Genomic DNA, 12,800 nt, shown 5'->3' with positions numbered 1-12,800 from the left:
GTGGGGGTTGGCCGTCGCTGCCGTGGTCGCCTTTGCTTTCGGGTCGGCACGGGCGCAAGCGCAGCAGTCGCGTGTGCAGGCGATACGGGTCACCGTCGACGGCGCCGTGGGGCATGCGGGTTCGGCCGTCTATCCGGCCGATGCGCGGCTGGCCGACGTGGCCCTGGCGGCGGATATCGCGCCGGACGCCTACCTGCTGGGCGCCGCCTGGTTGCAGCCGGGCCTGCGCCGCGAGCAGGTGCGTCTGCAGGCCGGCCTGGTCTACGAGCTGGGCGCGATTCGCCGTCAGGCCATGGCGCGGGGCGAGGACATCCTGTCGATACGCGTCGCGGCGTTCCAGGCCTGGCTTGCGGCGTTGCCGGTCACCGGCCGGCGCGCGCCGGTATCGCTGGATGCCGCGCGGCTGGAAGTCACCCCGGAAGACAACCTGCCGGTGCACGACGGCGACCGGCTGGTCTATCCGCGGCGCCCGTCGGACATCCGTGTGGTGGGCGCCGTCGATGCGCCGTGCCGGTTGCCACAGGTGGCGTTGCAGGATGCCAGGGCCTACCTGCGGGCGTGCGCGGTATCGCCCGCCGCGGACCCGGACACGATCTTCGTGGTGCAGCCCGACGGCGCGGTGTTCGCGCAGAACATCGCCCTGTGGAATCGTGACGCGCCGCGTCCGCTGGCGCCGGGCGCATGGATCTACGTGCCCTTCGACCGCAAGGCGATCGCTGGCGCGGCGGACGACGCGTTCGATCGCGAGGTGGCGGCGTTCCTCGCCACGCAGTGGCCGGACGACGGGGACCACCCGTAGTGCGCCTGGCAGCCGCTTCCCGCCGCGGTCTCCGCCGCATCGCGTCGTACGGTGGTCGCGCCTTGCGGCTGGGCGTGCTGGCGGGCGTCGCCTCGGCGGCGGGCGCGCAGGAGGTCTACACGCAGAGCGACTTCGGCGGTGTCGGCCTGATGCAGTCGCCGACCGCACGGATGGCACAGGAAGGCGAGTTCAGTTTCGTGCTCAGTCGCACCACGCCCTACACGAACTACAACGTCTCCCTGCAACCGCTGCCATGGCTTGAGGGCTCGTTTCGCTACACCAACGTCAGCAACCGGCCGTATGGGCCGACGTACCTGAGTGGCAGCCAGACCTACAAGGACAAGTCGATCGACGCCAAGGTGCGCCTGCGCGAAGAGAGCCGCTGGCTGCCCGCGGTGGCCGTGGGTGCCCGGGATATCGGCGGTACGGGGCTGTTTTCCAGCGAATATATCGTGGCCAGCAAGCGCGCGGGGCCGTTCGACTTCAGCCTGGGCCTCGCCTGGGGCTATATCGGCAACCGCGGCGACATCGCCAACCCGCTGGATTTCATCAGCGACAAGTTCGACACCCGCCCCAACAGCGGCACGGGTGCGACGGGCGCGCTCAGCATCAACAAGTTCCTGCGCGGCCGCCCGGGGTTCTTCGGCGGCGTGGAGTATCGGTCACCGTGGCGCTGGCTGGTGCTCAAGGCCGAGCTCGACGGCAACGACTACAAGCACCAGCCGCAGAACAACAACCAGCCGCAGCGTTGGCCGGTCAACCTGGGCGCCGTGTTCCGCCTGAACGGCAACGTGGACCTCACGCTGGGTTACGAGCGCGGCCACGTGGGCACCGCCGCGATCAACCTGCACAGCAACCTGGCCACGCATGTGGATCCGCCGAAGCTGTCCGACCCGAAGCCGGAGGCCGTGGCGTACACGAGCGCCCCCGTGCGCGCCTCTTCGGAGACGCCGGCCGCGCTGCCGGACGACAAGGCCGCAGACGCCGGTGCGCCCGAGCCCGCGCGCCGCGCGCCCGCGCAGGTGGACTGGGCGGAGATGGCCAACGCGCTGGGCAACAACGCCGGGATCGATGTGCGCAGCATCGGCCGGCGCGGCTCCGAGCTGGTCATCCACGGGCAGCAGGATCGCTTCTTCTACGCGGCGGAAGGCGTGGGACGCGCGACGCGGATCGTCGACAACCGGGTGGACGGCACGATCGACTGGGTCACCGTATCCGCCGAGCGCAGCGGGCTGGCCACCGTGGACACCAGCGTGCACCGGCCCCGTTTCCTCGAACTGCTCGATCACCGGCTGGACCTGCCCGACTTCCGTCGCAGCGTGGAACAGGACCCGGTGACGGCGCGCGACGAAGAGGTGCTGTACCGCGCGCCGCTGCGACGCTTCACCGGCGGCACGTCGCTCGGTTACCAGCAGAACCTGGGCGGCCCCGACGCTTTCGTGCTTTACCAGGTGTACGCCGCGGCGTCGGGCAGGTTCAACGTGACGCGTCACCTGTGGGTCGACGGCGTGCTCTCGGTCAACCTCGCCAACAACTACGATACCTTCCGCTACGACGCGCCGAGCAACCTGCCGCGCGTGCGCACCGACGTCCGCCGTTATCTCACCAGCTCCGATGTCACGGTGCCGAACCTGCAACTGACCGGCACGCGCAAGCTGGGCCAGGATATCTACGGACTGGCGTATGCCGGCATGCTGGAAAGCATGTATGGCGGCGCCGGTGGAGAAGTGCTGTATCGGCCGTTCGGCCAGCACTGGGCGATCGGCGCGGACCTGAACTGGGTGAAGTCGCGAGGCTTCCGGCAGGACCTGTCGTTCCGCAAATATCACGTGATCACGGGCCAGGCCACGGGTTACCTCGATACCGGCTACCACAATGTCACCGTGGCGGTGAGCGTCGGGCGCTACCTGGCGGGGGACTGGGGTACCACGGTGGACGTGTCACGGCAGTTCGCCAACGGGGCCCGCATGGGCGCGTTTGCCACCATCACCAACCAGTCGGGCAGCGCCGGCTACGGTGAGGGTAGCTTCGACAAGGGCATCTACGTGTCCATTCCCTTCGACCTGCTGCTGCCACGCTCGTCGCGCAACCGCGCCACCTTGCTGTGGCAGCCCCTGCAGCGCGACGGTGGCGCGCGCCTGAACAAGCGTTACACGCTCTACACGTTGACCAACGACCTGGACAGCGACCTGTTCGACAAGAATCTCGGCAGGATCGCGGAGTAGGGCGGGCCGGCGCGCGACGGCGCCGGCCCGCCGGGTTCAACGTTGCAGCGAGCGACCCCGCCCGATGCCGTAGTAGGCGATACCGGCTTCCTCGACGGTGGCGGGATCGTAGAGGTTGCGACCGTCGAAGATCGCCGGCGTTTTCAGCATGGCCTTCACGCGGTTGAAATCCGGGCTGCGGAAGGCTTTCCATTCGGTCAGCAACACCAGCACGTCGGCGCCTTCCAGGGCGTCGTAAGCACCCTGGCACAGCACCAGGTCGTCGCGCTGGCCGTAGATGCGCGTGGTCTCGTCGCGGGCTTCCGGATCGAAGGCACGCACGCGGGCGCCAGCCTCCCACAGCGATTCCATCAGGCGACGGCTGGGTGCCTCGCGCATGTCGTCCGTGTTCGGTTTGAAGGACAGGCCCCACAGGGCGATCGTCTTGCCGGCGATGTCGCCGTCGAAGTGGCGCAGCAGGTGCTCGAAAACGCGGTGTTTCTGCGCCGCGTTCACCGCCTCCACCATGGCCAGCAGCCGCGCGTCGTAGCCATGGCCGCGGGCGATGCGTTCCAGCGCCTGCACGTCCTTGGGGAAGCACGATCCGCCGTAGCCGGCGCCGGGGTAGATGAAGTGATAGCCGATGCGCGGGTCCGCGCCGATGCCCTGGCGGACCAGCTCCACATCGGCACCCACACGCTCGGCGATGTTGGCGATCTCGTTCATGAAACTGATCTTCGTCGCCAGCATGGCGTTGGCGGCGTATTTGGTCAGTTCGGCGGAGCGCTCGTCCATCACCACCATGCGGTCGTGGTTGCGGTTGAACGGGGCGTACAACTTGCGCAGGCGGGCCACCGCGCGCTCGCTGGACGAGCCGACCACGATGCGGTCCGGCCGCAGGCAATCCTCCACGGCGTCGCCTTCCTTGAGGAACTCCGGGTTGGAGACCACGTCGAAGTCGATCGCCGCGCCACGCGCCGCCAGTGCATCCGCGATGGTCGCGCGGACGCGGTCGGCGGTGCCCACCGGCACGGTGGACTTGTTCACGACGACGGCGTAGTCGTCGATATGCTCGCCGATGGTGCGTGCCACGCTGAGCACGTATTTCATGTCCGCGCTGCCGTCTTCGTCCGGCGGCGTGCCTACCGCGATGAAGATCAGTTCACCGTGGGCCACGGCCGGCGCCGGATCGGTGGTGAAGTCCAGTTGCCCGGAGGCGTAGTTGCGCGTGACGATAGGTGCCAGGCCCGGCTCGTAGATGGGCACGATGCCTTGCCTGAGTCCTTCCACCTTGGCCTGGTCCACGTCCACGCACACCACGTGGTTGCCCATCTCGGCAAGGCAGGCGCCCGTAACCAGTCCCACGTAGCCCGTGCCGAATATTGTGACCTTCATCGATGTTGCCTTTAGACGTCTGGATGGAGCGGATCGGGCACCGTCAGAGCTGGCTGGCCCGGCCCAGGTTGTATTGCGCGGTCGCGGCGTTGTTGATCAGGCCGGACAGCGGAAGCAGCTGGCTGATGAAGCGGTTCCAGCGGGTGATGCCGGCCGGCCCGACGAAGATGACGTCGCCCGGCTTGACCGAAAACTGCGCCGCCACGGCGAACGCCGCGGGCGAGGTGTTGTCCAGCTGGTAGATGGTCGCGGGAGCCTTTTCCATGTCTTCCACGCCGCGGATGACGTATACCGATCGTCCGTTGGCGCTGCTCTGGTTGAGTCCGCCCGACCGGCCCAGCGCCTGCGTGAGCGTGAGGTCGCTGGTCTTGAACGAGATGGCCTGGGGCCGCAGCACCTCGCCGATCACGTAGGCCTCGTGGCGGTCGTTATAGGGCAGGTAGATGCTGTCGCCGCCCTTCAGGTACACCTGCTTGCCGCCGTCGCGCGAGCGCGACAGCGCGTCCAGGTCGATATGGTATTCGTGGTCGTCGCGGCGGAGCACCACGTCGGATAGGTCGGCCAGCTCGGCGTTGACGCCGGCGCTGCCCACCGCCTGGGTGAGGGTCAGCGGCGTCACGGTGATGTTCTGCGGGTCGGTGCGCACGAACGCGCCACCGAGCGTCACGCGCTGGCTGGCGTAGGCGATGATGCTGATATCGACCTGCGGTTTCTCCACGTATTTCGTCAGGCGATCGGTGATCGCCTGACGCAGTTCCTCGACGGTCAGCCCGGAGGCTTTCAGCAAGCCGACGTACGGGTAGAACAGCGTGCCGTCCGGGCGCACCATGCGCCCGTTGGCACCGGTCTGCTGCTGCGAGCCCGCCGGGGAAGTGAGTTCGGGGTGCTCCCACACCGTGATGTAGAGCGAATCGCCGGGCCCGATGCGATAGGCATCGGGCTGGTAGGACGTGAGTGTAGGGTCGATGGCGGGCGCGATGGCCGTGGCGCGATCCATCGCGATCAGTTTGGGCGTGATGGGCACCAGCTGGTAGCGGCTACCCGTGGCGCTCTGTTTGTCGTTCAGTTCGCCCGTTTTCATGCGCTGGCCGGGCGCGAGGATGCAGCCGTTGAGCAACAGGCAGCATCCCGCGGCACCCAGCGCAAGCAGCAGCCTCAACGCGTGCCGCCCGTGCCACCCGAGCCGCCGGTACCCCCGGTGCCACCGGTACCGCCCGTGCCGTCGTTGCCGGTGCCGCTGGTGTTGTTCGCGGCAGCACCGCTGACGGCGCCCATGGCGGCGGTGCCTGGCCCGACGCGCGCCGGGGCGATCGCGCCGCGCGACGCTTCGCGTGCTTCGTCGGGACGCGCGACACGCGGTGGCGTGGCGTCGGCGGGCCGTGCGTCCGGTGGATTGGCCGGCGGTCGGTCGGTACGTTGGCTCTGGGCCCAGACAGGAATCGCGACGGCAAGTATCGCGCTGGCAAACAGCAGACGTCTCATGGTCGTCATCTCCGGTGATGTGAAGCGATGCATGCACGCATGCATGCATCGCGAAGGCAGGGTTATTCACTGCCAACTCGCAAGGAAGTGCAAGGCAATCGGCTGAACGTGCGTTATCGAAAATTCTTTTTGTGACACGACCCGCAAATCGCATGATCTTGCATTGCCGTCAAAATTCTGGCGGTGCAGCATGGGGTCATCGTTACACGCACACTGCGAAGTGTTGAGTTGGCGGCCCCACGGGAATGTCGTGGGCCGACCGTCACGTGTTGGGCCGCTACGTGTCCCTGGAGGGGCAAAGCGATCCTACGGGGGGCACGTACCTGGGCACGCCGATGAAACGGCGATCATCGCGTCGAAATAGGGTACCTGTCATGCAACTGTCCAAATTCAACGCGTTAGTGGATCTCGAGCTCCGCGTGAGCGATCCTGTCTGCGCCGTGTCGGCCAGTTTCCTCGCGTACTACCTGCGCTTCGGCACGCTGGCGATGACCAGCCTGTATTCGGTGGCCCTCGTCATCCTCCTGTTGTCCACGCTGACGGCATCCGCCGTGTTCCGTGTCTACGAGCAGCCCATCGGGCAACGCCCCATCGGCCAGTATTGGCGCATTGCAGCATCGTGGTCGATGGCGTTCGCCGTGCTGCTTGCGATGGGCTATCTGTTGAAGGTCAGCGAGCTGTATTCGCGTGGCTGGGTATCGCTGGCGTTCGTGCTCGGACTCGCTTTCATGGCACTGGTGCGCCTGGTCGCGTACCGCGCCACGACCCGCCTGCACGAGCGCGGCGTGGGTATCAGCCGCTGCCTGCTGATCGGCGCGACCGACTCGGGCATCCATATGATCGAGCAGGTCGAAGCCAATCCCGCGCTGGGGATGAAGATCACCGCGTACGTGCGCACCAGCTACGACAACGGCGTGCCGGCAGACATCCCGATGGCCGGCTCACTGCTGGAACTGGACGAGGTGCTGGCCTGCCGCGACTGGGACCAGGTGCTGGTAGCGTTGCCGGTGGGCGCCAACCGCGCCATCAATTACGTGCTGGACCGCATGGAACAACACGTCATGACGGTGAAATTCGTGCCCGACATGCTCGGCCGCCAGCTGATCAACCACCGCATGGAAGACGTGGCCGGCGTGCCGCTGGTCACGTTGCGGGAAAGCCCGCTGCTAGGCAACGCATGGCTGTTGAAGGACATCGAGGATCGCGTCATCGCCGGCACCATCCTCCTGATGATCGCGCCACTGATGCTCGCGCTGGCCGTGGGGGTGAAGCTGTCCAGCCCCGGTCCCGTCCTCTACCGCCAGCGCCGCGTCGGCCTGGACGGCAAGGAATTCGAGATGATGAAGTTCCGCTCCATGCCCGTGGACATGGAGAAGAACAAGGCCGTGCAATGGGGCGGAGCGCAGAACAAAACGGTAACGCGCTTCGGTCGCTTCATCCGGCAGACCAGCCTCGACGAGCTGCCGCAGTTCCTCAACGTGCTGCGCGGCGACATGTCCATCGTGGGGCCGCGCCCCGAGCGGCCGATGTTCGTGGAGAAGTTCAAGGGCGAGATCGCCGGCTACATGCACAAGCACATGGTCAAGGCGGGCATTACCGGCTGGGCGCAGATCAACGGCTGGCGCGGCGACACCGACCTGGTCAAACGTATCCAGCACGACCTGTACTACATCAACCACTGGTCGCTGGGCTTCGACCTGCGCATCATTTTCCTTACCCTGTTCAAGGGCTTCGTGCACAGCGAGGCTCCTCCCGCGTCCTCGGCACCGGGAACGCCCGCATTATCGACCGTTACGCCCGCCGTGGAGGAATCGCGTTGATCCCGCCGCGTTCGTGCCGCTTGCCGCTCGAACCAGCCGGAACGATCGCGTGAAGCTCCTGATCTGCGGCGGGGCGGGCTATGTCGGCTCGCACATGGTGCGCTACCTCACCGGACAGGGCCACGAGGCGGTCGTCTACGACGATCTTTCCACGGGTCACCGCCAGGCGGTGCCGCGCGAGGTGACCTTCGTCCATGGCGACATCGGCGATGCCGCGCGTCTGGCGCGCGTGTTCGCCACCCAGCGCTTCGACGCGGTCATCCACTTCTGCGCCAAGTCGCTGGTGGGTGAATCCGTCGGTGAACCCTATGCCTACTACCGGAACAACGTGGCCAACACGCTGGTGCTGCTGGGCGCCATGCGCGATGCGGATGTGGACCGGCTGGTGTTTTCCTCCACCGCTGCCGTGTTCGGGCATCCGCAGGCCGAACGCATCGACGAGTCGCACCCCACCGCGCCGATCAATCCGTACGGGCAGAGCAAGCTGATGATCGAGCACGTGCTGGCGGACGCGGCGAAGGCCTATGGTCTGCGTTCGGTCGCCTTGCGCTACTTCAATGCGGCCGGCGCCGATCCGCAAGGCACGATCGGCGAGGCGCACGAGCCGGAAACCCACCTGATCCCCAACGTGCTGAAGGCGGTGCTGGGGCAGGGCGCGGCGTTGAACGTGTTCGGCGACGACTACGCCACCCGCGACGGCACCTGCGTGCGCGACTACGTGCACGTGAACGACCTGGCCTCGGCGCACCTGCTGGCCATCGAATACCTGGCCGGGCAGCCCGGCGCGCACCGCTTCAACCTCGGTAACGGCGAGGGCTTCAGCGTGCGCGAGGTGATCGCCGCCGCCGAACGCGTGACGGGAAAGGCGGTGCCGCACACCATCGCTCCACGGCGTGCCGGCGATCCGGCCACGCTGGTCGCCTCCAGTGCGCTGGCTCGCGCGGAACTGGGCTGGGAGCCGCGAGTGGTGCGCCTGGACGATATCCTGGCCAGCGCGTGGCGCTGGCATCGCGAGCCGGCGTTCGGGTAGCGCCCTATGCTGCCAGCCGACCGATCCGCGCCAGCGCATCGGACACCGGCTTGCCATCGACGAAGCACTCGCGAACTAGCGTGTTCACCTGGTCCAGCGTGGGGCGGTAGCGGCGGAATCGCGCCAGCAGCGCGGCGTCACCCGCGGCCGCACGCATCCGCCCGGGCGCGGCGTCCTGCGGCGTATCGGTGTATACGGCGTTGTCGCCCAGCCGAGTCTGGGTGGCCAGGGCCATGTCCATGCCCGGCGATCGCGCGGCCACGATGATGTTGTCGTGGATGGCGGTGTCGTCGGGCACACCTTGCCAGCGCGTGGCCTTGAACACGGTGACTTCCGCGTCGGCGACGGGCTTGTCCGGGATGATGATGATGTTGTTGTAGATCCGGCTGCCGGCCACGGGGCCGGAGATGCGCAGCGAAGCACTGTCCGTGGCGCGCAGTGCGTCGTTGATGCTGACGTTGAAGCGCACGACGGTGCCCGTGTTGCCCACCGCCGAGGCGTTGCGCCCGTCGTTGCATACCAGCGCCATGCCGCCGACGTTGTCGTGGCTGTAGTTGTACTGGATGACCGTGCCGCGGCAGTTGAAATCCGCGTCGTACGCCTGGCCGTCGGCATGGGCGCGGTGGTCGCTCACCTCGTTGTACTGGATCAGCGTGTCGTCGCAGTCGAACGGCCAGATGCCAGCGGCGGCTTCACCGCGTGGCAGGGCGCCGCACTGGCTGACCGTGTTGCGCTCCACGATCGCGCCGGTGCAGCCCTTGACCAGGATGGCGTCGCCGGGCACGCCGGCAAGGCGGTTGCCCCTGACCACCACGCCGGTGGCAAGGCCGGATCGGCGGCTGCCCGCGCCGAGGAACAGGATGCCGTCGCGGCCACACCGCTCGATGCGGTTGTCGGCGATGGTGAGGTTCTGGTACCGGGTGGGGGTCTGCTTGCCCAGCGCCTGCACGAGGATGGCGCTGCCGCCGCCGTCCTTCTTGACCAGGCTGCCGTTGACGTCACGCAGGTACAGGTCTTCCAGCACGATGCCGTGCACGACACCCGCATCCTGATGGAACAGGTGTACGGCGGTGCGTCGTGGTGCGGGCCGCGCTCCGGTATTGGATATCTCCAGATGGCGTAGCTCCCAGTATTCGACGTTCTGCAGCCGCACCGTGGAGGGGCTGTCGCCGTCGGCGTGCAGATGAGGCAGGGCGCCGTCGCCATAGGCATCCACGGTGACCGGTGCGCCCGCGCGGCCGGAGCCTTTCGGCAGGAAGGCGCCGGGGTAGTCGCCGCCACGACGGAACAGGATGCGGTCGCCGGGCCCGAAACGAGCCTGGTTCAGCCGTTGCAGGCTGCGCCAGGCCTGTGCGGGGGTGGAGCCGTCCCGGCCGTCCTCGCCATCGATTCCATCGATATGGAACACGCGACCCTCGGTGGCCGCGCGCAGCGGCGGCAGTGGCAGGAGGGCGCAGGCGCCGGCCAGCCAGGCCGAGCCGCGGAGGAAGGTGCGACGGTCCATGGCCATGCCCGCCTCAGCGCCGCTCGTCGAGCGTATAGCGATAGACCCCGCCGTGCTTCCGCAGCATGTAGGCGAAGCCGGCCAGGTGCTTCAGAGCGAGGCGCGAGAACTTGCGCGTGCGCCGTTTGTAGTCGTGCACGACGGAAATGCGCCGGCAGTAGTAGTTGCGCAGGCCCAGCTTGCGCGTACGCACGCAGAACTCCGCATCCTCCGGGCCGAAGAAGATCCGGTCGTCGTAGCCCATCAACAGGGCGGCCACCTTCTTGGTGAAGGTCTGGTTGGCGCCCAGCACGTAGTCCACCTCGAGCGGGTCGTCGGCATCGTCGAACGCGGTATCCACCATCAGGTGGCGATCCAGTTCGCGCTGGACGAAGCCGAGCTTGCGCGTGGCCGGAATGCGGGCGGCGATGGGCTGGAAGAAGCGGGGAAACCGGCGGGTGGAATCCTGGCGCGTGCGATCGACGTTGAGCAGCTCGAATCCCACCACGCCCGCGTCGGGATGGGTCTGGAAGAACTCGTCGACGATGCTGCCGGGATCGGCGGTCAGGAAGATGGTGTCGTTGTCCAGCGTCATGCAATACCGGCCGCGGGCCAGGAACAGGCCGCGGTTGCGGGCGGGGCCCACGCCGTAGTTGCTGTCCAGCGGGAAATAGCGCACCTGCGGCAGCGTCGCGACGAATTCGGCGCTGCCGTCACGTGAGCCGTTGTCCACGACGATCACCTCGTCGCGCTCGAAGTCCAGCTTGTCCATCAGCGAGAGCAGGCAGCGTTGCAGGTTGTCCTTCTCGTTCCAGGTGATGATGACGATCGACAGGCGCACATCGGCCTCGCTCATGACGGTGCTCCAGCGTGGGGCGGGGTGGAAACGGGAGCCGGGGCGCTTTCGCGCATCGACGACGGGGTGATGACCGCGTTGGCCTTCACCACGAAATGGTCGGGGATGACCACCGGGCCGAAGATGCAGGCCCCGGTGCCGATGGTCACGTTGTCGCCGATCACGGGCGCGCCGTCGCCGGGAAAACGGTTGCCGATGCATACCCGCGCGTAGAGGGTGCAGTTGGCGCCGATGGTGGTCTTGCCGTTCACGATGATGCCGAAGGCGTGGTAGATCACCAGCCCCGGACCGATGGTGGCGGTGGTCGGCAGGTAGCACTTGAAGACGAACTCGGCCAGTTTCTCCAGCACGCGCAGCGGTGCATGCAGCACCGTGCCGCGCGCGCCGGCCAGCAGCCGGTAGGTCAGGATCACCCAGAACGACTGGTCCAGCATCCACCAGGCCAGGCTGCGATAGCCGGGCAACGAGCGGAGCCGGCGGACGTCGGCGCGGAAAGCGTCAAGCATGGGAAGGGTCCATGGAAGGTTCGGCGGGCGATCGGTCTGGACGTTGGACGCGCGCCTGCAGGCGCCGTTTCGCTTCCGTGCGTTGCGCGGCGCGCCGCAGGTCGGCACGCGCGTAGAACATGCCCACGAAGAACCAGAAATAGGCCTCGTAGCCGCTGAATTCGATGCAGGCCAGCATGAGGTAGCACAGCAGGAAGAACTTGATGTTGCGCTGCGGGCCCTCGGTACGGGTGAGCAGGATCTGCGCGCCCATGGCCAGGAACAGCAACAACGACTGCACGCCACCTTCGAGCAGGAACTGCAGGTAGATGTTGTGGACGTTGTTTTCCACGAAGGTCAGCCCGGACAGTTGCTCCATCACCGGCACGCCGTTGCCCACGCCGTAGCCGAGCAGGTTGTGCTCCAGGGCGGTGCCCGCGCTGTTCCAAAGGGCCAGGCGCCCGACATTCTTGTGTTCCAGCTGGGTCTCGGCCTGGAGGTTGAAGCGGTCCAGCACCGGGATGTCGATCACCGATGAAAGCACCAGCCCGACCAGCAGCACGGCCATGGCCACGCCGAAAAACGTGAAGAAGTAATAGTGGCGCGACTTGCGTGCCTGGAAACAGGCGATGCCGATCGACACCGCGGTGCCGACCAGCCCGGCGCGCGACAGCATCATTCCGCTGGTCAGCAAGGCGATGCCGGCGGCGATCGGGTAGGCGCGGGTGCCCAGCAGCAACAGCGAAAGCAGGGCCAGCAGGCTGGCTTCGATATTGCGGCCGCCGGTGGACATGTACAGGATGCTGGACGCGCCTTCGGTGCGCGCGTAGACCGCGCCCAGGCTGCCCGCGTAGACCAGGTCGCGCAGGATGACGAAGGCGAGGCAGCAGCCCAGCATCCAGGTGAAGATCCGGCGCAGTTCCACGTCCTGCAGCTTGCGGCCGAAGACCACGCCGAGGAAATACGCCGCCGCCACGAACACGATCAGCGTGGAGCGCAGGCCGCCGCCGTAGGTGGCCCCGGCGGCCAGCGCGGTGGCCGCCATGGTGACGATGAAGGCCGTGGCCGGGTTGAGTTTCAGGTAACGCGCGGCGGGAAGGTAGAGCACCGGCATCAGCAGGAGCAGCAGGTGGTAGACATTCACGTGCGACTTGCTGCTGGTGCTGTGGCCGAGCGGCACCTGCACGAACAGCATGGCCATCAGCACGATGGCGGCACCCCGGGTCTTGTGGATCGCGATGGCCAT

11 protein-coding genes are annotated in these 12,800 nt (G+C 67.2%); 4 read left to right on the top strand and 7 right to left on the bottom strand.

All coding sequences use genetic code 11. The features are described 5' to 3' along the window. The first annotated feature begins 7 nt into the window (after positions 1-7). On the top strand, positions 8-799 hold the full coding sequence (locus tag AB8808_RS11835; RefSeq protein ID WP_506193217.1) for a capsule biosynthesis GfcC family protein: 792 nt from the start codon (positions 8-10) through the stop codon (positions 797-799). Further along, positions 799-3,024, top strand: a complete 2,226-nt coding sequence (locus AB8808_RS11830; RefSeq protein ID WP_369929594.1) for a YjbH domain-containing protein — start codon at positions 799-801, stop codon at positions 3,022-3,024. Before AB8808_RS11835 ends, AB8808_RS11830 begins: the two co-directional genes overlap by 1 nt. A 36-nt stretch (positions 3,025-3,060) precedes the next feature. On the opposite strand, the gene AB8808_RS11825 is transcribed toward AB8808_RS11830, so the two are convergent. The 3 genes from AB8808_RS11825 to AB8808_RS11815 are packed head-to-tail and all read right to left on the bottom strand — an operon-like array spanning position 3,061 to position 5,880. Then, a complete protein-coding gene (locus tag AB8808_RS11825; protein WP_369929593.1) occupies positions 3,061-4,398 on the bottom strand; it encodes a UDP-glucose dehydrogenase family protein in 1,338 nt (445 codons plus the stop codon). Between the two features lie 43 nt (positions 4,399-4,441). Continuing rightward, positions 4,442-5,557 (bottom strand): polysaccharide biosynthesis/export family protein, encoded by a 1,116-nt coding sequence (locus AB8808_RS11820; protein WP_369929591.1) that lies wholly within the window; start codon positions 5,555-5,557, stop codon positions 4,442-4,444. Further along, positions 5,554-5,880, bottom strand: a complete 327-nt coding sequence (locus tag AB8808_RS11815; protein ID WP_369929589.1) for a hypothetical protein — start codon at positions 5,878-5,880, stop codon at positions 5,554-5,556. Before AB8808_RS11815 ends, AB8808_RS11820 begins: the two co-directional genes overlap by 4 nt. A gap of 374 nt (positions 5,881-6,254) precedes the next feature. On the opposite strand from AB8808_RS11815, the gene AB8808_RS11810 reads away from it, so the two are divergent. Together AB8808_RS11810 and galE are read left to right on the top strand one after the other, a co-directional pair. Further along, entirely contained in the window at positions 6,255-7,700 is a 1,446-nt protein-coding gene (locus tag AB8808_RS11810) for an undecaprenyl-phosphate glucose phosphotransferase (RefSeq protein ID WP_369929587.1), read from the top strand. A gap of 49 nt (positions 7,701-7,749) precedes the next feature. Next, complete coding sequence (gene galE, locus AB8808_RS11805; protein ID WP_369929585.1) at positions 7,750-8,730, top strand: UDP-glucose 4-epimerase GalE; 981 nt, start codon at positions 7,750-7,752, stop codon at positions 8,728-8,730. 4 nt (positions 8,731-8,734) lie between these two features. On the opposite strand, the gene AB8808_RS11800 is transcribed toward galE, so the two are convergent. Genes AB8808_RS11800 through AB8808_RS11785 form a run of 4 tightly spaced genes read right to left on the bottom strand, consistent with a single transcriptional unit; the run spans position 8,735 to position 12,800 of the window. Then, complete coding sequence (locus AB8808_RS11800; protein WP_369929583.1) at positions 8,735-10,234, bottom strand: right-handed parallel beta-helix repeat-containing protein; 1,500 nt, start codon at positions 10,232-10,234, stop codon at positions 8,735-8,737. 13 nt (positions 10,235-10,247) lie between these two features. Then, the gene (locus AB8808_RS11795) at positions 10,248-11,069 is read right to left on the bottom strand and encodes a glycosyltransferase family 2 protein (protein WP_369929581.1); all 822 of its coding nucleotides are present in this window, start codon (positions 11,067-11,069) and stop codon (positions 10,248-10,250) included. After that, positions 11,066-11,575 (bottom strand): serine O-acetyltransferase, encoded by a 510-nt coding sequence (locus AB8808_RS11790; RefSeq protein ID WP_369929579.1) that lies wholly within the window; start codon positions 11,573-11,575, stop codon positions 11,066-11,068. The genes AB8808_RS11795 and AB8808_RS11790 overlap by 4 nt, the downstream gene beginning before the upstream one ends. Beyond that, positions 11,568-12,800, bottom strand: coding sequence for an O-antigen ligase family protein (locus tag AB8808_RS11785; protein WP_369929577.1), 1,233 nt, complete (start codon positions 12,798-12,800; stop codon positions 11,568-11,570). The genes AB8808_RS11790 and AB8808_RS11785 overlap by 8 nt, the downstream gene beginning before the upstream one ends.

Origin of the sequence: Xanthomonas sp. NCPPB 2632 (assembly GCF_041228075.2) — a bacterium.
Classification (GTDB): Bacteria; Pseudomonadota; Gammaproteobacteria; order Xanthomonadales; family Rhodanobacteraceae; genus Luteibacter.
Note: the sequence above shows the minus strand (reverse complement) of the source record. Positions and strands in the feature narration are given on the sequence as shown.